An 18619-nucleotide genomic window follows, 5' to 3' on the forward strand; every position below is an offset into this window, starting at 1 on the left:
GGATTGCGTTACGAGGCTTACTCCTCGATCGCCTCCCAGCGATAGGTCTCTTTGAAGGGGCAGGCTTTGCAGATGTCGATATCGCCGACTCGGCCTTCAACATGGGCAGTGCGGACGGCGTCGATTTCATGGCCGGTCCAGATTTCGGAGAGTGTTTGCACGACCGGGGATAGGCGGTTGTATTGCTTGGGCATATCAACCGCCTTGAGTTGAATAAAACCCTTGCCGCCTGCTCGCGCCCGTTCAACAATACCTGTGTACTCGCTTTCGCCAAGCTCAATGGTCAATTTGTCGGCATAGCCGACCGGATGTTGCGCCCCCCAGTCGTAGCAACACATGCCGGCACGCCCGTCGTAAGTGATGAGTAGGCGCTGGTACGGTTGTTCGCATGGCAGTCGTCCGGTGGCGACGAACAGCTTGTCGTCCTTGTCGCGAAAAAATGGCGTGTCGGACGAGAGATTCCTGCCAGCGAGGGCCTTCCCGAGTCTCTGACGCGTGGGTTCGTCGAGCCCAGACAGTTTCCCCCCACGCTCCGTATACTGCTTCACTGACACGTCATCGACACAGTCCTCGAACAGGAGATAGAAGTTGTCGCGCTCGGTGAAGGTTTCCTCGGTCAGGATCATCTGGATCTTAGTGCGAGGAAATACCGCTCCCTTAGCAGCACGAATATTAGCAAACCGGCGGATGTTGCAGTAGACGTCGTCGAAACTGTTCTCTTTGAAGCGGCCGGGACGCATTCGCTCATAGCTTGCCTTTGAGCCTCCATCAAACGAGTAGATGATGAGGTCCAGGCCTGCATCAATGAGCGCTTCTGCTGTTTTCTCGTCCAAACAGGTGGCGTTGGTATTGATGATGGTCTCAAGGATGCCACGCCGTTTCGCATGAGCAATCAGCTCGGGCAGGCGCGGGTGGAGCAGTGGCTCTCCCCGCCAGTTGAATTTCATGGAGGGCACCCCGAGATCGGCAGCTTGATCGATCAGGCGAAACGCCAGCTCGTCAGCCATGATCTTGTCAGGGGTAGCAATGAATTGGCGGTAACAGAACGGGCAAGCCAAATCGCATAAGGCGGCGACTTCGATGTCAACGCACAAAGGGGGAATGCCCGCATCGATGAAGCTGCTCCCTGTCAATTTTTGCTCGACGGCACGACGCGGTAGATCTCGCCAGGACTCGCGATACCATCGGAAACGGTCCCGGAATTCTTGTAACAGGCGCCCATCTAGATCACCACCGCGAAGGGCTCGAGCGTGAATGTACGCCCGATTGGTATCCATATGGTCGAGCATGTGTTTGAGCCGTTGCGCTTCGCCATCCGCACGACTTTGTATGGCATCTAAACGTCCAGTTGTAGGGTTCATATGAGCAATATTCTCAGCTAGCGAGACGTGGATTGTGAAGAGGCAGTCCTTGGATCGCGTCGGCAATCAACTGTTGCAGGAAATGGTGCGTTGGGGCAGCCGGGTTGTATCCAATGAGATATTGGGGCCATCTGCCGGCTTGCCTTGAATACTCGTCATCGCTCATTTTCAACAGACGCAAGAGCTGCGCTTCGAAGGCTTCATAGTCGGGAGTGTTTAGTTTCCAGGGGCCTTCTACAGGAAAGTCATACTGAGGATCGCCGGTGAAGTTGCATGACATCACCCGATTCCCGCGGCCAAAACCTTCGTGGAGCAGAGTTGTGTGCTGTGCTAACGAAACTCGACTTTGGTCCACCAACGCGTAACTGGTGTATTCCCCCGGGGCATTGGGAATGACTTCTGCCTGGGCACCGATGTGTTCGTGAAACCAGTTCTTCTCCCATTCAAATAGGCGCGCGTTCGTTTCAGGATGACGCCGGGCAGCAATACACAATGTGGTGCCATGGGTCGCGCAAAATCGCTTGAGATGCTGGGCTAAGAGGGTAAGGCTTCGCATCGTCTGGGGATAAACCTTGTAGTGCTGGGGCTTAATTTGAGAAATCAGGCAGAGATCAAAACGCTTGATAGCAGGCGGTCTGGGTTGCCGTTCCCGATAATAAGCATCTCGCAAGGAGCCAATCGGATAGAAATAGTCCACCTGCGCTCCATGCCTCTTGTACTGATCAACATCATGCTGCCCAAGGCAGGCAAATTCAGAATGATAAACCTGGGATGTGCCCTTGGGGTTGTCTCGCGTCAGCATTCTTACTCCATTTTGAATGGCAAGAAACCGAGGCCCCTTATTTTTATGGTGGCGTGCCAAACGCTGGAAAAGCAAGCTATTATCAACGAAAGTGATCACGATGCTTGGACGAATGCTTCGAACTAATGCTGTGATATACCCAACCAACACCCTTCGAGTTAGCAGTGAATAATAAATAGTCCTCAGCATTACCGATATAGTGATGTGACCACCCAGCTTCTTGGGCTCAATACAGGCATAGGAGGCATTCCGGAACAATGGTGCAAACAATTCCGAAATATCATGGCCGCCACTGTCGACAACGAGAATAGAAACCTGTTCAGGAGCCGAAAACTTAATGTCCATATCTGGCCGCAATGTTACAGATAAGTGGCGGCTATTTTCGGACAGCAAAAATACGCAAATCAACTTTTCCGCGATGCGTCCCGGCGTAGCCGATGTCAAGAATGGCGAAATCCGTTTCGGCAAACCGAGCCTGCATAAACTTCTTCGAGAACAGATAATTATGGGGGCTCATGAAACGATCGTGATCAGCAGGTAGCGCAACAATATCTTCCGTGGAGGGCGTCTCAATATATAGATAGGCATTGGGCCGCATATTGCGGTTCAAGGCTGAGATGAATGTCCAAGGCTGCTCCGTATGCTCCAATACATGGATACAAGATACGAGATCATATCCCGAAAGATCAAAACCATCATACGGCTTATTCAACACCTCAGTGTCGTTTCTGCTGGACGCGACTATTGCAAAGTCTGTTGTTGGCTCTATGCCGAAGACGCTAATTCCAGGATTACTCGCGTGTAGCTTATACATGAATGCACCAACCCCGCAACCGATGTCGACAGCTGTCCTTACAGATTTTCCTCTAATGAGACTGTTCAGATGGCTGATTTTTGCGTCCAGCTCACTTTCTGCAGCAGGAATGCCAATCACCTTGTTGAAATATTCGTCCGCAGTATTTTTCTTCAAGATGTGATTGCGATAAGCGGATTGGTAGAGAGCGGAGGCCTCCACAGCCGTAAATGTCTGGTTCCGATACGTCAGTCCGCAGCTTGAACACTCATAGTAGCAAACAGGAGGAGGGAACGTGACCCCGATTAGCGTTGAATAGGTATCAAGCTCAGGATTCAATACCTCCAAGACAACTTCGTACTGCAGACTATTGCAGTAAGGGCATGCATCAAATTTGCTTGGCATAATCTGGAACTGTTTATGTAAGTAGAGAGACGGAAACCTATGGTTTTTGAAAGAATGCGTCGATCAGCTAGCGCATATAGCTATACGGGCTAGCTCCGTGAAATCAAAATATGGTTGTAACCCTTGGCACTGTCCTGAGGCAGGAGAGCAGAAAGGTCCTCAATCTTGGCGCCGTCCAGGGTAGAAGCCAGCCACTGGGGGAACGAGTCATGGAAGGCAAACAGGTGCTGTTTTCCCGCCATAGACGCATGATGATTGACAACAACTACGTTGCGGGCGAGTCGAAGACTATCTCGCAAAACTTCTGTGGGTGCGTTGGTATGGTCAAGCATGTTGAATATGCCTAGCAGATCAAACTCGGCTTCTGCGCCATCAGTAAGCAACCTGAGCTTTTCATCGAACGGCAGGACATCGGCTCCAAGGATCCGACTGCTATAGTAACTGCAACTTCCACCGTACCGAACGCAGTTGTTGCCCCAATGTTTGGTTGTTTCCTGAGTGAACAATGTCCGTTTCGCAGGCAGGGGATGGCGGGAGGTAAAAGACTGGCCCTTACCATTTCGCCCGGTTTCCTTCATTAAGCGAATTCGGTGATAGCCTGCAGTCAGCCAACCGGCAAAGCGCTGCATTCCATTGAATATGCGAGGGCTTGTTGTCCAACGGACGTCGGGAGAGCGTGTTATGGCTTCAGAAAAGAGGGCAATCCTTTTTTCCGGGGAAACTTCCATCCCTCTAAACAAAAGAAGGAAACCCTGGAATGGACAACCATATTCGGCATATCTGGCAATCTGACCAATCTTGCCTTCCAGTAATTGATAGAGCCTCCGGTTTGCGGCCTCGACGGTATTAGGGGAAGGGCTGCTGACCCAATGTTCGAAATTGCCCCATCCGGCCATGTGGTCCGGTGCACCTTCGGTGAAAATATAAGAGGCGGTTTCACCGCTGATCCAAGGGTCGCAGTAATAACTGTGGCACTTGTCACATTGGAAGACCTTGATTGCTTCCAATACCTGCTCAATGGTGAGCCCCAGCTTATAGGCCGCAAACTTCAGATAGTGGCGCCCACTGTCTTTACGGACGGAAGCGATCCCATCACTGGCTTCCTGCCGACTATCGCTACCGCAAACCGGACAGCTCGTTACGTCAATGATCCCCATTGACTTCACTCTATATCCCTACCAGACAACGGTATCTCTCGCGTCGAATGAATGATTGCCGTTGCTTGTCTTATGTTTATCATCACCGCGCCTTCATCGCCCTAAAGGTCTCGTTTTCCTCCATCAATTCGTCATGGCGGCCTTGCCCCACCACTCGACCATGTCGCAGCAAGTAAATCTGGTCACACTCGCGTACGGTGGTGAGGCGATGGGCGATGAGAATAATAGTAACCTTCTTCCCTAGGTTGTGAACCGCATCCATTACGGCCTGTTCCGTAAGGTTGTCCAGCGCGCTGGTAGCTTCATCAAGAATCAGCACCTGCGGGTTGTTATACAGAGCACGGGCAATGCCGATCCGTTGACGTTGACCACCCGATAGACGCACGCCCCGCTCACCGACAGTGGTTGCGTAGCCATGGGGCAATTCATTGGTTACGAAGTCGTGCAGGTTGGCGATGCGAGCGGCGTTCGCTACGGCGTTTTGATCGATCTGCTCAGGCGCCACACCAAAGGCGATATTGGCCGCTACTGTGTCATCGGCCAGATAGATATGTTGAGGCACATAGCCAATAACGCGCTGCCACTGGCGACGGTTCTCTGGACCAATCACCGTGCCGTCGACGGCCAGGGTGCCACTGCTGGGATCCAGCAGGCCCAGGATCAGGTCCACAGTGGTGGTCTTGCCGCTGCCGGTGGTCCCCACCAGACCAATGGTGCTGCGCGCCGGGATGGTGATGTTGAGATCCACCAGAGCAGGCTGTGCGGCATTGGGGTAGGTGTAGGTGATCTCTTTAAGCGTGATGGCCTGGTTCAGTATGAACTGTGCAACCTGAACATACGAGGGCTGTTTCGGCGCGAGGGCTATAAGGTCAGCATGCAGGGCGTTGAGGCTCGGCCCGGCGAAACGCAAGGCCGTGATGCTCACATAGATTTGCTGCAGAGCTGGCATCAACCGGTAACCGGCAAAGGCGTACAACGCAATGATGGGCAATGCCTTCGCAATACCGCCTGTGCCCGCCATAATATACAGCACGACCAGCACCATGCTGCCAAAGGCCAGAGCCTCTAGCACAAACCGCGGCAGTTGGGCGATGATTTGGCTAGAGGCTTGATGCCCGGCGAAAATCTTCGCCGGACGAGCGAAACGTTGGATATACGATTCTTCGAGACCGCCCACCTTGATTTCCTTGATGCCGCCAAAGGCCTCACTCACTACGGTGAAGCGCATCTTATTGGCCTCTAAACACTCGGAACCGATGCGCGACAGATAGCCGCGCATGAGCTTAAGGATGACCCCATAGGCCAAACCCAACACCCCCCCTACAACCAAAGCCAGCCACGGGTCTGCCGCGAGCAGCAGCATCAGAAGCATGAGCACCACTGCACTCTGTGCCACTAGTTGCATCATCGGTATCATCGCGCCGCCAATAACCTTGTTTACCTCCGACAACACCGTCTTGCCCAAATCCGCGCTGTGACGATTCAAGAACCAGGCGTACGGCTGGTTCAGGTAGCCCGCCACCAACCTTCGGCCGATGCTGTATTCACGCATCATGGTAAAGCGCAATTGGACGTAGGTGACCAATGCCTTGAAAGTGATAGAAACCAACAGGGCCATAAAAACCATCACACCCGTAAAGTGCAGAAAGGCCTGACGGTCCGTAAAGCCGAACATGTCGTAGATGCGCGCGAGAATCGCGTTTGTCTCGATCACTTCCGGGTTGGCCAGCACCGCCATAAAAGGCACGATCGACGCCACGCCGCCCACTTCGAGGAACGCCATGACCAGGATCATGCCCAGCAGTAGAACCGCGCGGCGGCGTTCATGGGGCGCCAGGAGATCGAGGAGTTTTCTGAAGGTCTTAATCATTGCGACCCTGAGCTTGCTTCATTCAGCAGAAAGTATGTATTTCTGACCGTACCGCACGCGTCGTGAGAGGCAATCTACGGGATAATAACGAAACGCGCCTCTGTCACCCACCCTCGCAATGTTGCATGGGGACTGCCTCTGTATGCCACTACGCTGGCACCGAATCCCGCACATCGATCTCCACCGCCGCCTGCTGAATCAACCGACACCAAACTATACGCCTGGACACTTTTCTTTTTGGAAAAGATCTCGTGCACTCCCAGAAGCGGCTCTTGCACAACCTCCACTATGATGCTTCTGGAGATATGCGTGTGAGTCGTATAGCCGCGCACTGGTCATCAGAGTCCTGAGTGCCGCAATCTCCGCGTCCATCATCGGCTCATGCGCTCAACTGTTTAGAAATCCCCTCGGGTAGATCCCTTCTCCAGCACGACGAGCAGTCGAAAGGCGAGATATCGACTCAATACGCCCAGGAGACGTTCAAGAGCTAGAAGGGGAAGTGCCATCCACGTCGACATCAAAGAAGGATGATCAAAACCGCCGCTAAGCGGATAGGCGAAGAAGGCTAGGCGATGGTGGCGGAGTTTTCTCAAGCTTGGATACAACTCGTGAAAACGCCTGCTCGATCGCTCAAATAGAATCGTCGCAATGGCCTGGTTCGCGTCAAATGGTTTTCGTCCAGCCTTCATAGGGCTCAATGTAAGAGGATCTTGACTGAAATCCACCGGCTCTGGATGCAGGAAATGGTAGACGGGCCAAGAGCAGACCGAGATATATGGGTCCATAATGATGATGCGGCCGCCAGGCTGCAGTATGCGGAGTGCCTCATCGAAGAAGTACCGAATGTTTTCAAGATGGTGCATGGTGTCAACTAGCACGATATTGGCAAAACTGCCGCTTGTGAATGGGAGCCGCTGCGCATCCACGACCGCGTCTAACCACGGCAAGCTAACGATATCGGTACAGACCACGGACGGGGCAAACTCCTTGAGATTCCCTGTCCCACCGCCGACTTCGAGCGTTCGCCCCGGCTGAAGCCATCCGGCGATCTCTCGATACCATTCCCCGTAAAGCATCCGAAGCAGGGGCTTTTCCTGCCAGACCATCTGGTGTCGCCGTAAAATCTCATCGGACATTACACAGCCTTCAGCCGGAAGAAACCATACACCGTCATCTTCAGCAGGAGCCACCCATGCGTGAAGCGATGGATATTAGTAGTCCCGTAGGTTCGCTCCTGGTAACGGATGGGCACTTCGAGAATCTTGAGATTGAGCTTGGACGCCCCGAACAGCAGATCGAAATCACCGAAGGGATCGAACTCGCCGAAATATGATCGATTCGCGACAATGCGTTCGTAGTCTCTCCGGAACAATACTTTCGTTCCACAGAGCGTGTCCTTAATCCGTTCACCGAGTAACCAGGAAAACGCCATGCTGAAAAACTTATTCCCCAACAGATTCAGATAGCGCATGGCTTCGTGTTCCATGGGATAGACCAGTCGGCTTCCATTGATGAACTCCCCCTTGCCGCTCGTAATCGCCTCATAGAATTTAGGGAGGTCTTCCGGAGGCATCGTGAGATCCGCATCGAGAATCATGAGAATGTCCCCCGTGGCATGCGTAAAGCCCTTGCGCACGGCGTCGCCCTTGCCCTTTCCATCTTGCACGAGCAACGTGATGTCTTTCTCAGGATATTGCGCGATCACCCGCTGAATCTCATCGGGAGTTCCATCCGTCGAATGGCCATCGACGAAGATAACCTCTTGATGACGGCCAAAAGAGGGAAGACGCGCGACAGCCGCCTCGATGTTCCCTTTCTCATTGCGGCAGGGAATCACGACCGTCACCGTCTGCGGTTCATGCGCAGCCACGGTGCGCATCCGGGCCACCATATAGTGACAGAGACACAGATGAGTCAGTCCTGGGAAATAGGCCAGAAATCGATTCGCGATGCTCGAAAGAATCGGGATGCCCAGAGGCATCAACAGACGCCGTTCCGCCTTCACGACCTCAAAGTCGGCCAGCCGGAGAAGATTTCTGATATCCGCTGGCGAAAGCCAGCTTTGCTCCTCTTGCGGCATTTTCAGGTCTACCTGCTCCAGCAATCTGAGGACGGGCTCCCACAAGAAATTGTAGTACGCAATGACAATGCGAGTCGTGGGAGTACAACAGCGACGGAGCTGCTTCAATGTCGCTTCAACGTCGAGCACATGTCCGACGAGATCGACGAGCAGAATGACGTCGAATGTCTCATCAAGTGCCAGCGCTTCTCCATCTCCGACCAGAAATTCCAATTCCGGGTGGCGCCTGGTGGCTTCCCTGACCATGGCCTCACTGAGATCAATCCCTAATCCACGCTGTGGTTTGAGCGCCGCAAGCTGGTCACCCAACCCACATCCAATTTCCAACACCCTCAGGCCCTCCGGTATCAAAAACCGGAGGTAGCGTCGCTGATCGTTGTAATAGCAGGATGCCCGCCATTGCCACGATTCTCGTTCAGACGCTAAGCGGTCGAATCGATCCCGAATGGCCTGCTTCTTGAGCATCGCTCTCTGGCCGAGAGACTGTGAAGGGGAAAGCTGCGGGGATACAGCGACTGAGTTCATTATGCAACGGCTAAATGTCGCGAAAGGAGCATACAATCGTGGAACAGACGCCTAGGCCGGCACCACATCGTTCACATCGATCTCTACTGCTGCGGCTTGCTGAATGAGGCGAACACCCAATACCAAGCGGTGGTGCTTTTCTTTACGCAAGAGAATTCCGCGAACCCCTTGCAACGGACCTCGAATTACTTCCACCTGCATGCCCTCGTGCAGATACGGATGCGAATCATACGGCAGCACACTGGTCATGAGAATTCTGAGCGCCGCAATCTCCTCGTCCTCGATCGGTTCCGGACAATGGCTGGCACCGACAATATCAACCACACCGATCGTCTTCAACACCGGCAGCTTTTGGTCAGATGCAAAGCGGACAAAGCAGTATCCAGAAAAGAGAGGAACCTCGACCTCTTTTTTCCGATCCTTCCATTGGCTCAGTCGCTTGACCGTCGGCAATAACGGCTCAATCCCCTGATTCGCAAGCTGGTCGCGCACGATCTTTTCATGACGAGATCGCGTCCGCAATGCATACCAACGTGACTGCGACTGAGGTCCGAGCACAGCTCCGCCCTTTCACTTACAGATCCAGATCGCACGTACCGCACACATTTCCGCCGCGCACGAACGCGGCCTGGGCTTATACCCGTAGGCCGAGGCTCAACACCTTTTCTCGAAGCACGCCCGACTGGACTAACTGCTCTTCACAGGCTGACGCATGCTCGAGATCCGTAATCAAGACCCAATCAAATTGCCATCGACTCACCTGGTCAGGTGAAGAAACGGGGCAAGACAGAAACGACTCACGCGCGCTTCCGTCAATAAATCCTACACAATCAATATTCATCTCTCGAAGCGACAGATAGGCCAATTCGGCTAATTCAGTCGTTCCGTAGATCACCACCCGCTGACCATGCGAGCCGTCGAGCCTGGACATCATCTCTTTAAGCCGAGCACGCATGTCTCGGTAGTACGAGAGAGAGTGCTGCATATAGAGATAGGTCAGTCGAGACTTTTCTGCGAGTCCTTGCGGGGTCAACAGATACTGAATGCGGTTGCGAGGGATGGTGGTGATCTTGATGCAGCCCTTGCGAGCGAGACGCTTGAGATACAGATTCGTCAGGCCAAGCGCCACACCAAGTTTCGTCGAGAGTGATCGCTGCGTCACGCCAGCGTCGCGCTCGACTTCTGAGAGCAAAAGGAGATCCCGTTGACCTTGTACGTTCATGAGCACAACCCCAACAGAGCGTTGCGTTCACGATATGAACATACAAGCCATTGTGAGTCAAGAGAAATTATCGCACTGAGGCCCACGGAGGGTCGTGGGTGAAACTGGCGACACTGGATACTTATTTAGACCAGACTGCAGCTTTGGAGAAGAGAGGCCTCCGAAAGCGCTTCATCGGGCAGGCACAATCTACCGTCGACTCGAACGGGCTGCGGGCATATGTCAACAACCCGATCGTCATCTTATCCATCACATTTCTCGATCAGCGTATGCCCATAGCGAAATCGTTCGTACCGCTTGATCCATTTGTTCCTGATATTGGTCCAGCGCCGTGCAGCCCAATTGCCACGCACGGTTCGATTCCACTTCTTTTTGAAATGGGCAAGATTTTCGGCGGGGTACACCTTGGTCTCGGATCGCTTGATGGCATCCTGCGTCACCATGCTGAAATGATGAATGAGGACCGATCCCGTCATACCGACCGAAAACCCCGCTGCCTGCGCGCGCCAAAAAAAGTCGATGTCTTCGCAGCCCCCATAGGCAAAGGCCTCGTCGAACAAACCGACACGATCAAATACCTCACGTTTGATTACCAGACAGGCTCCATATAACTCTGCCCGCGTGGCGTCCTTGCATGATCGCGTAAATTCGATGGCATAGGCGTTCAAATCGTAATTCAGGTGCCCCTCGCGTGCCGCAGGGCTGACAATCCCGTGATCCGCCTGCTCCATAAATTCCAGCAGGCCTTCGATCCAGCCCTTCGTCACAACGATATCGTTGTTCAGAATACCGATAACCTCGCCGTGGCTGGCGCGCACGCCCTGATTCCACGCCTTGGCGCAGCCGAGGTTCTGTTGATTCGTGATCACCGTCGCCTTCACGTCGCGCAGAAACTCCTGCGTTCCATCGGTCGAGGCATTGTCCACGATGATGAGTTCATAGGGTTGCTCCGTGCAACGCGCGATGGATTCGAGACATTGCCTCGTATAGTCCAACTGGTTATACACGGGGATCACAAGACTAATTTTTTTCATCGCGTTCCCTATAAAGCGTTCCGGCATATCTCCAAGAACTGCGCGGCGCGCGGTTCACAGGCATGAAATTTCAGCAGATGGGCGTGCCCTGCACCTGCAATGGCTTCCCGCTCGGCATCGTGGGAGGCATAGTATCGGACCAACGTCTGCAAATCACTCAAATCGGGTTGGCAAAAGACGGCATGTGTACGATGCTCGTAGTTATGCGGAATCACAATGTCAGGTTTCTCGGATAGCAGAAAAGTTCCACTGGCGACGATCTCCCAATAGCGCAACGTATCGAACCCTCCTCCCCGTATCGAGACGGCCACCTTCGATCTCGCCAGGGTGCGATAATAGTCCTCCGGCGAGAGTTTTCGTCGCTGGATTTCCTCCGGCACCGTAGAAGGATCCCTGATCTTGGCGATCAATCGCTTCAGGGTTGTCGCTTCGAGCTTATACGCCTTATCCGTCGCCGCCGCATACAATCCTGCCGCCACCGTCAGCCCCTCATGCGCCAGCGGTTCGAGGAGGGCCATGGCTTGCGCTCGTTTTTGGTGCGAGGCAATGCCATAGAACGACACGTCGATATCCTTCGCGCAGCCATGGTGCTGAGGAATAGCATCGGGCACCACACACATCGTGAGCGGATGGGTCCGCTCGAATAATCGGCGATTGAAATGGAAGGCCCTGGCACAGTCCACAAAACGCCCCAACTTCGACGTCGAAGTCCAGCGGTACTCGCGTTTGAAATACGCCGCGAACTGGAATCGCGCATCCACTTCATGTCGAATACGCGAATCGTCCGCGCCGTCAATGTAGACGATGGGCGGGAGCGGAACCGCTTGGCTCAGCCGCTCCAGATTGGCAAGACAGTCAGACCGGTGCGAAGCAACACAGACCAGATCGAACGCCTTGTCCCGCAACAAATCGCAAATATCGGTTTCCGAATACCCGAGGTCTGGAACTTGCGGAAGGAACCACCGCTTATCTTCAGGTCTGTGAAAAATGTTCTTGGAGGGAAAATCGACCACCTGTTCCCGGCCTAATAACCTAACAAGACCAATATACAACGGATCGGAAACCAGGTCCTGGAGTTGATCAACGACAAATAGAATCTTCATGTCTTAGGATGGTTTTTCAGCCATCGCCTTGAGTTCTCCTCCATATCCAAGATGCCCAAGGACGAGACAACCCACACCCGCCACATGGCGCAACACGCTGCCATGTTTCCGTTGACTCTTTGCGACGTACTGAAAATAACAATCTGCGCTCCCCAGGAAAGACGACTTACTTGTGCTGGTCGTTGTCTTCACAGCCTGAAAGCCTGCCAATTCAAGGAGTCTCGCACTTGAGCGCCGATCGAAATGGAACAAATGCCGTGGAGGGTCCCAGGCAACCCACCAATCGCCGAACAATGCCGCTTCGGCACTCCCTGCGTTCGGGAGAAAAAGCAGTACCCGGCCTCCCGGCTTCAAGATTCGACGGGCCTCCTGAAGGGTGGCAACCGGATCAAACACATGCTCTAACGAATGACTGAAGTTCACGACGTCGAAATAATTGCTCTCAAATCCTGCCGTTAAGAGGTCGCCCTCCTTCACGTTCAATCCGACGCTCTGTGCCCGGCTGACGGCGACCGGGCTGAAATCCACCCCGTACACATCCCAGCCCTGCCCGCGAAGCTCTTGGAGCAGTCGCCCTGGGCCGCACCCGACGTCTAACAATCGCCCCTGGCCTTTGAACGGAAGAATATCGCGTCCAGCAAATCGCAAATGCCAATATTCCGGATAGAGCGCGATACGCCTGAGCAGCCGGACCACCCAGCTGCGGCTCGTGCCGGGATACCCGTAAAACTCTTCCCGAATCCCCTTCTTCATCACTTTCGACAACCGCTTAAACAAGCGATCCACCTTCGTCCGACTGGAGAGTTCGGCCGGGGGATAATACTCCGATGGATAATAGGCCTTGATCTCCTCTCGGGTCGGTCGCGGATTCAGATACGTGAACCCACAGGGACAGGTGATCAGAGTGAAGGTCTCATCCTTGACGTCAGCATTGCACGCACCGGTGGACGGAATGACTCGCGCCGTTCCACCAGTGGATCCACAGAGAATACAGGCAACCGTTTCCATCGTGTATGCGTCCTTCGTCAATCAGCGGCAGGCGGATTCGGATGTTCCGCTGCGGCGACCTAGTGGAATCAACCGTTGAATCCTGGCGAGCACCTCGCCAAGATCGATCTGTTTCATGCAATTCTCTTCTTCCCGCATGCAGGTTGGATGAAAACATGCGCGGCAATCAAGCCCCTTGTAGATGACCTCAGCCGGTCCGCCACGCGGTCCCCACTCATCGGGATTTGAGGGACCGAATAATGCCACCATCGGTGTGCCCACTGCTGCGGCAATATGCATGGCTCCACTGTCGTTTCCGACAAATAGCGCTGCGCGTTGTGCGATCGCGGCAAATTCCTTGAGCGTCGCCTGTCCCGCCAAACTGATCGGACGGCTTTTCGCCGCCACCTGAATGCGTTGTGCCAGTGCCTCGTCTTCCCGACTGCCACCGATGAGGACCTGACAGCCATAGTCGCTCGCAAGGCGATCGGCGAGTTCGGCAAATCGTTCTGGCGGCCAGGCCTTGAACCAATAACGGGCGGCCGGCTGAAGGATGGCGATGGGTTGATCTCCTCTGACACCGAGCCGTCCGAGCAATTGGTCGGCATGCGCGACATCCTCTCCAGTCAGGCATAACCTGGGAGGCTCCTTGCTTGCGTGAAGACCCAACGGTTTCAATGCGGCCACGTCCCGGTCAATCCGATGCTGTACACCTGGTCCAGGCTGGACCACCTGCGTATAACACCGCCCACGCCAACGATGCTCGTCGTTAAATCCAATTCGAACCGGCGCCCCGCTGATCCAACTCAAAAACGCAGACCGGTCTCCATCCGTCAAATCGATAACCGTGTCGAATCGCCGACGACGCAGCCCGAGGATAAGCCGCCATTGTGCCGTCAGCGATCCTTTGTCGAGGACCATGATCTCGTCCAGGTCCTGGTTGCCGGACAACAGGCCTTCGGTCCCGCGATTCACCATCATCGTGATCCGGACATCCGGTCTTGCCGCTTTGATCGCACGCACAGTCGGCGTCGCCAATAAGACGTCACCAATGTAGCGCAGCTTGATGATCAGGACGTTTGTCATGGGAAAAGAGCTGATGGCGTATAGTTGATGGAAAGAAAAAGAAACTGATTGTTCATCGCCCCTAGCTTTTCCCTTCACATAATTCCCGGTACAACGCGACGGTCTTCGCCGCTGCCTGCTCCCAGGAATACTGCTTGGCGCGCTCGAATCCTTTGACCCTCAACGTGGCTCGAAGCGACCCATCCTCCAGCACACGGATCATGGCCTCTCCAAGCGCCCGCGGATCCTGAGGATCTGCCAACACCGCCGCATCGCCTGCGACTTCTGCCAGCGCGGTCGAATTAGACGTGAGCACCGGCGCCCCACAGGCCATCGCTTCTAAGACCGGCATCCCAAACCCTTCGTACAGCGACGGAAACACAAATAGATCGGCAGCGGAATACAATAACTGCAGATCGCTCGTGGACAGCCTCCCTGGACAGAGCGCCTTTTCCTGCAAGCTACGCCGTCGAGCCGTCTCTTCATAGTTCCCGAACGGATGGATAGGCGAGCCGACAAGAACCAACATTCGCGATCCCAATTTCTTCCGCACCATCTCGGCGCCTTCAAGAAACGTCTGGTGATTCTTACGCGGGTCAGCCCCTCCGATAAATAAGACAAAGCGTTCAGTCTTCAGACCGATCCGTTTCCGCAACTCCGCCATCGCCTGATCATCACGACGTGGCACAAAATCGTCCGACACGCCGTTGGGAATCACCCTGATATGCTCGCGCTTCAACCCATAGAGCTCCACGAGTTCTCTCGCGGAAAACTCGGACACCGTGATCGTTTTCCTGGCTCGCAACGCCGTTTGCCTTGTCTTAAACGACGACGGCCATTGTCCCAACATCTTTTTCGAGAACTCAGGGTGGCGATCCAACCAGAGATCGTGAATGGTCACCACCCCGCCAAACCGCCCGACTGCCTGCATCCGAAAATTGGTCCCATGGTACAAATCCAATTGATCGGACGAGCCCCGCTTTCCCATCCCCCAGCGGCTCGAGTTCACCCACTGAAGCCGCTCAACGCCAGGCCATGCAGCCAACGAATCAGGCCGCTCGGCGCCTGGTTTGGCATAGGCCACAAAGTCGAGGCCTTCTTGCCGTGCCAACATCGTACGAAGCAAGTGGTAGCTGTGCCACCCAACCCCGCCCATATCGCCCACCATCGGATTCGCATCAAAACCGATTCTCATCCTCGCCCCTTCTCACGGGATACTGAAAAAGTCCACCAGCGTCGTTCTCGCATCGTTCAGAGCCTCAACGTACCCCCAAGGGTACGCCTCGGCCCTTCGCTTGCTGCGGCCTTGCTGGATGGCCATTTTGAGTATCCCGTGCGTCACGCTTTCAACCGTCCTACCCATGTGAACCCAAAATTCCTAGATTACGCCAGAACGTTCCCACTGCTTTCTAGACACCCAATACTTCACCGTAGAATTGCTCCATCTGCAGGACGGACGCATCGAGACTAAATCGCTCCTGCGCGCGCGCCATTCCGTTTCGACCCATCTGTTCTCGACGAGCTCGATTTCCCAGGAGAGACACCACGGTTGCAGCCAATGATTCGATATCTCCAGGAGGAACAAGTAAACCCGTCTCTCCCTGCGCCACGACTTCGGGAAGCCCTCCTGTCGTAGTCGCAACCACGGCTTTTCCCATGGCCATCGCTTCGACCACCGCAATCCCAAATCCCTCCATGAGTGCCGGGTGCACATACAGATCGAGGCAGGCCAGGATGGGCTGAACCGGGTCTTGAAAGCCAACGATGTGTATGCGGTCGGCGATCTTCAACTCCTGTGCGAGCCCCTTCAATCGGTCGGCATAGCCGCTATCATTACTGCCCACGATCACGTAATGCACCGTGGGGACCGCACGGATGATAGCCGGAATGGCCCGAAGCATGACCTCATAGCCTTTTCGTGGGAACAGATTGGCGACGGTGCCGACCAGAACCGCTCCCTCCGGAACCCCGATCATCCGACGCATCGACTGATCGTCTCGCGCGAGTGGTTTCTCCAGGAGATCGATGCCGCTGTAAATCGTCCGCATCTTACTTGCCGACACCCCGCCGGCGATCAGCGACTGTTCAATCTGCCGTGAGATGGCAATGACGGCTTCGACTCGATCAAGCTGATACCGTCGTACCTTCGCCGGCTCGATCTCCTGCCGCACATGAGCCACGATCGGCAGGGGCTTCGATAGACCGCGTACCGCCCTCACAGTATGGGGCACCCACCAGATATCGTTCACATGGATCATGGCGGGATCGAGCTGATGCACGAGAACCTCCAGACGCCGAACCGCCGATCGGCGCTGAAAGAATGAACGGAGTTTTCTCCAGGGAGGGAGACTGAACGCATGAGTGGGAACTGCGATCGCATGGAGCTGATCGTGGAAGGGACCCGTCCCTGGACAGACCACATGCGGCTCCCACTGTTGTCGATCGAGCGTCTTCAGCAAGGCCATCAGATCACGCTCCGCCCCTCCGATGGCTTCAACCCCATGCACATACAGAATTCGCGTGGCCACTACCTGGCATCCGGGTGAGAGGCCACCTGCCTGGTGACATCCCACAGCTTGGCATATTTCACAAAGGTGTACATGCTGGCGAACACACAGACAATGAGTCCGCGCACCCCATCGCGAAACCCATTTTTCAAGACATAGGTTTTGAGGAACACCACCAGTGGACGGAAGACCAGGTCGCTCCAGCGAACCGTCCGAACCCTCTTGGCCTTCTCCTGTGCCGCCAGCGTGGTATAGAGCCCGAACTTCTTGAAGTGATCCTGAATGCGCCGCTCCGTATGATGATCGAGGTGCTCGACCAATGTCCCAATCTCCCCATCGACAAGAAGATTCTCATGCACCGCGACATCGTTATACTGAGCCAGCCCACGCCGAAACAGACGCACTTGATAATCGGGATAGACACCGCCCCCTCGTACCCAGGCCCCATAGAAAAAGTTCTTGCGCGGGATCCGATAGGCCACGGGTGCGCCGGGTGTCCATTTACTCACACAGGCCGTGATCTCTCCTCGTAATTCCTCAGTCACTCGTTCATCCGCATCGAGAATCACAATCCAGTCGGCCGACGCCTGCGCCATCCCGAAATTTTTCTGCAGCCCAAAACCTGGCCAGGGACGTACAGAGACCTTCGCTCCACTGGCACGGGCTAACTCGACGGTCCGATCGCGGCTTTCCGCATCGACCACGATGATGTCATCCGCCCACCGAACCGACGCCAGGCAATCGGCAATATTCCGTTCCTCGTTCTTCGTGATGACCACACAGGCCACTGTTGGCCGATTGACCGACTCAGCCACAGATCACCCCCCTGACATCCTGCAGCGGATTGGGCTTATCCACGAAAGCCTCGGCGAACCACTTCCCGGTAGAAGGTCCAATTGAGCCACCGGTTCCTCCGGGGTGCCCATCGCTTGGCTGCCCCAATGCGTGCCCGCATGACGAGCGGATGCGACTCACCGAACTCCTTCAACATGGCATAGTCCTCGAACTGAAAGCTGTCGTGCGCCAGTTGCTTGGCCTCTGCGGCAGGAACCTGGCCCCCATGATAGACGGTCACTTGCTCCCGTTTTTTCTCCGTCATCGTTTGAGGGTCCTTCACCCACCCATAGTGAAAAACGCGCCCGCCCGATGGGGCAATCCATTCCTTCGGTCCGCTCTGGAGATATTGCTGTGTCGCCTTGAGATGGAACCCCACCGCATCGCCACAAGATTCGACTTCACCGTTGTTCCGAATGATCCGCACGGCCTTGTGATAGAACCAGGGATTCGTCGTCCAATAGTCCGCGATAAAATGCAGATACCGGAACAAGAGCCCTTTCACATCCGGATTGCCGAGATGGCGGCGCATCGCCTCTTGGATGGCAGGCAAGTCGTCCTCGTGCACGACCTCGTCGGCCTGAATATAGAAGGCCCAATCCCCGGTACAGTGGGACAACGCGATATTGGTCTGTTGCGCATAGATTAGGCCATCTTTTCGCAGCGTCTCATCCCAGACCGACTCCACGATCTTGATCTTCGGGTCCCCGATCGAGCGAATTAGTTCCATCGTGCCATCGTCGCAGCGACCAACGTTGACGATGAACTCATCGACGATTGGCAGGATTGAACGGATGGACTCCACGACCGGATAGTCGTACTTGACCACGTTCCGCACGAATGTAAATCCGCTCACCTTCATCGCGCCCGCCTC

17 protein-coding genes are annotated in these 18619 nt (G+C 54.8%); all 17 read right to left on the bottom strand.

Annotation, left to right across the window (positions count from 1 at the left end; all coding sequences use genetic code 11):
- Positions 1 to 17: 17 nt before the first annotated feature.
- Entirely contained in the window at positions 18 to 1361 is a 1344-nt protein-coding gene (locus tag Q7U76_18120) for a radical SAM/SPASM domain-containing protein (protein MDO8358298.1), read from the bottom strand.
- A 13-nt stretch (positions 1362 to 1374) separates the two neighbouring features.
- Positions 1375 to 2508 (bottom strand): hypothetical protein, encoded by a 1134-nt coding sequence (locus Q7U76_18125; protein ID MDO8358299.1) that lies wholly within the window; start codon positions 2506 to 2508, stop codon positions 1375 to 1377.
- 31 nt (positions 2509 to 2539) lie between these two features.
- Positions 2540 to 3361 (bottom strand): class I SAM-dependent methyltransferase, encoded by an 822-nt coding sequence (locus tag Q7U76_18130; protein MDO8358300.1) that lies wholly within the window; start codon positions 3359 to 3361, stop codon positions 2540 to 2542.
- 89 nt (positions 3362 to 3450) lie between these two features.
- A complete protein-coding gene (locus Q7U76_18135; GenBank protein MDO8358301.1) occupies positions 3451 to 4518 on the bottom strand; it encodes a hypothetical protein in 1068 nt (355 codons plus the stop codon).
- 82 nt (positions 4519 to 4600) lie between these two features.
- Positions 4601 to 6388 carry an ABC transporter ATP-binding protein gene (locus Q7U76_18140; GenBank protein ID MDO8358302.1) on the bottom strand — a complete coding sequence of 596 codons (1788 nt, stop codon included), beginning with the start codon at positions 6386 to 6388 and terminating at the stop codon, positions 4601 to 4603.
- A 395-nt stretch (positions 6389 to 6783) separates the two neighbouring features.
- Positions 6784 to 7524, bottom strand: coding sequence for a class I SAM-dependent methyltransferase (locus Q7U76_18145; GenBank protein MDO8358303.1), 741 nt, complete (start codon positions 7522 to 7524; stop codon positions 6784 to 6786).
- Positions 7524 to 8933 carry a glycosyltransferase gene (locus Q7U76_18150; protein MDO8358304.1) on the bottom strand — a complete coding sequence of 470 codons (1410 nt, stop codon included), beginning with the start codon at positions 8931 to 8933 and terminating at the stop codon, positions 7524 to 7526. The genes Q7U76_18145 and Q7U76_18150 overlap by 1 nt, the downstream gene beginning before the upstream one ends.
- A 111-nt stretch (positions 8934 to 9044) precedes the next feature.
- Entirely contained in the window at positions 9045 to 9551 is a 507-nt protein-coding gene (locus Q7U76_18155) for a UpxY family transcription antiterminator (protein ID MDO8358305.1), read from the bottom strand.
- A gap of 76 nt (positions 9552 to 9627) precedes the next feature.
- Positions 9628 to 10215 (bottom strand): winged helix-turn-helix transcriptional regulator, encoded by a 588-nt coding sequence (locus tag Q7U76_18160; protein ID MDO8358306.1) that lies wholly within the window; start codon positions 10213 to 10215, stop codon positions 9628 to 9630.
- 242 nt (positions 10216 to 10457) lie between these two features.
- Entirely contained in the window at positions 10458 to 11249 is a 792-nt protein-coding gene (locus Q7U76_18165; GenBank protein MDO8358307.1) for a glycosyltransferase family 2 protein, read from the bottom strand.
- An 8-nt stretch (positions 11250 to 11257) separates the two neighbouring features.
- The gene (locus tag Q7U76_18170) at positions 11258 to 12352 is read right to left on the bottom strand and encodes a glycosyltransferase (protein MDO8358308.1); all 1095 of its coding nucleotides are present in this window, start codon (positions 12350 to 12352) and stop codon (positions 11258 to 11260) included.
- A 3-nt stretch (positions 12353 to 12355) separates the two neighbouring features.
- Positions 12356 to 13360, bottom strand: coding sequence for a class I SAM-dependent methyltransferase (locus Q7U76_18175; protein MDO8358309.1), 1005 nt, complete (start codon positions 13358 to 13360; stop codon positions 12356 to 12358).
- Positions 13361 to 13381: 21 nt separating this feature from the next.
- Positions 13382 to 14425, bottom strand: a complete 1044-nt coding sequence (gene rfaQ, locus Q7U76_18180) for a putative lipopolysaccharide heptosyltransferase III (protein MDO8358310.1) — start codon at positions 14423 to 14425, stop codon at positions 13382 to 13384.
- Positions 14426 to 14486: 61 nt separating this feature from the next.
- The gene (locus Q7U76_18185; GenBank protein ID MDO8358311.1) at positions 14487 to 15599 is read right to left on the bottom strand and encodes a glycosyltransferase family 1 protein; all 1113 of its coding nucleotides are present in this window, start codon (positions 15597 to 15599) and stop codon (positions 14487 to 14489) included.
- A gap of 214 nt (positions 15600 to 15813) precedes the next feature.
- Complete coding sequence (locus Q7U76_18190) at positions 15814 to 16932, bottom strand: glycosyltransferase family 4 protein (GenBank protein MDO8358312.1); 1119 nt, start codon at positions 16930 to 16932, stop codon at positions 15814 to 15816.
- Positions 16932 to 17726, bottom strand: coding sequence for a glycosyltransferase family 2 protein (locus tag Q7U76_18195; GenBank protein MDO8358313.1), 795 nt, complete (start codon positions 17724 to 17726; stop codon positions 16932 to 16934). Before Q7U76_18195 ends, Q7U76_18190 begins: the two co-directional genes overlap by 1 nt.
- 35 nt (positions 17727 to 17761) lie before the next feature.
- On the bottom strand, positions 17762 to 18607 hold the full coding sequence (locus tag Q7U76_18200) for a glycosyltransferase (GenBank protein ID MDO8358314.1): 846 nt from the start codon (positions 18605 to 18607) through the stop codon (positions 17762 to 17764).
- Positions 18608 to 18619: the final 12 nt, after the last annotated feature.

This window comes from Nitrospirota bacterium (assembly GCA_030645475.1).
Lineage (GTDB): Bacteria > Nitrospirota > Nitrospiria > Nitrospirales > Nitrospiraceae > Palsa-1315.

Bases quoted from the DNA above. Each gene is read 5' to 3' on its own strand.
- Q7U76_18145 (MDO8358303.1), bottom strand. From the start codon at position 7,524: ATGTCCGATGAGATTTTACGGCGACACCAGATGGTCTGGCAGGAAAAG.
- Q7U76_18140 (MDO8358302.1), bottom strand. From the start codon at position 6,388: ATGATTAAGACCTTCAGAAAACTCCTCGATCTCCTGGCGCCCCATGAA.
- Q7U76_18120 (MDO8358298.1), bottom strand. From the start codon at position 1,361: ATGAACCCTACAACTGGACGTTTAGATGCCATACAAAGTCGTGCGGAT.
- rfaQ (MDO8358310.1), bottom strand. From the start codon at position 14,425: ATGACAAACGTCCTGATCATCAAGCTGCGCTACATTGGTGACGTCTTA.
- Q7U76_18125 (MDO8358299.1), bottom strand. From the start codon at position 2,508: ATGGACATTAAGTTTTCGGCTCCTGAACAGGTTTCTATTCTCGTTGTC.
- Q7U76_18135 (MDO8358301.1), bottom strand. From the start codon at position 4,518: ATGGGGATCATTGACGTAACGAGCTGTCCGGTTTGCGGTAGCGATAGT.
- Q7U76_18165 (MDO8358307.1), bottom strand. From the start codon at position 11,249: ATGAAAAAAATTAGTCTTGTGATCCCCGTGTATAACCAGTTGGACTAT.
- Q7U76_18200 (MDO8358314.1), bottom strand. From the start codon at position 18,607: ATGAAGGTGAGCGGATTTACATTCGTGCGGAACGTGGTCAAGTACGAC.
- Q7U76_18160 (MDO8358306.1), bottom strand. From the start codon at position 10,215: ATGAACGTACAAGGTCAACGGGATCTCCTTTTGCTCTCAGAAGTCGAG.
- Q7U76_18150 (MDO8358304.1), bottom strand. From the start codon at position 8,933: ATGCTCAAGAAGCAGGCCATTCGGGATCGATTCGACCGCTTAGCGTCT.
- Q7U76_18175 (MDO8358309.1), bottom strand. From the start codon at position 13,360: ATGGAAACGGTTGCCTGTATTCTCTGTGGATCCACTGGTGGAACGGCG.
- Q7U76_18170 (MDO8358308.1), bottom strand. From the start codon at position 12,352: ATGAAGATTCTATTTGTCGTTGATCAACTCCAGGACCTGGTTTCCGAT.
- Q7U76_18130 (MDO8358300.1), bottom strand. From the start codon at position 3,361: ATGCCAAGCAAATTTGATGCATGCCCTTACTGCAATAGTCTGCAGTAC.
- Q7U76_18185 (MDO8358311.1), bottom strand. From the start codon at position 15,599: ATGAGAATCGGTTTTGATGCGAATCCGATGGTGGGCGATATGGGCGGG.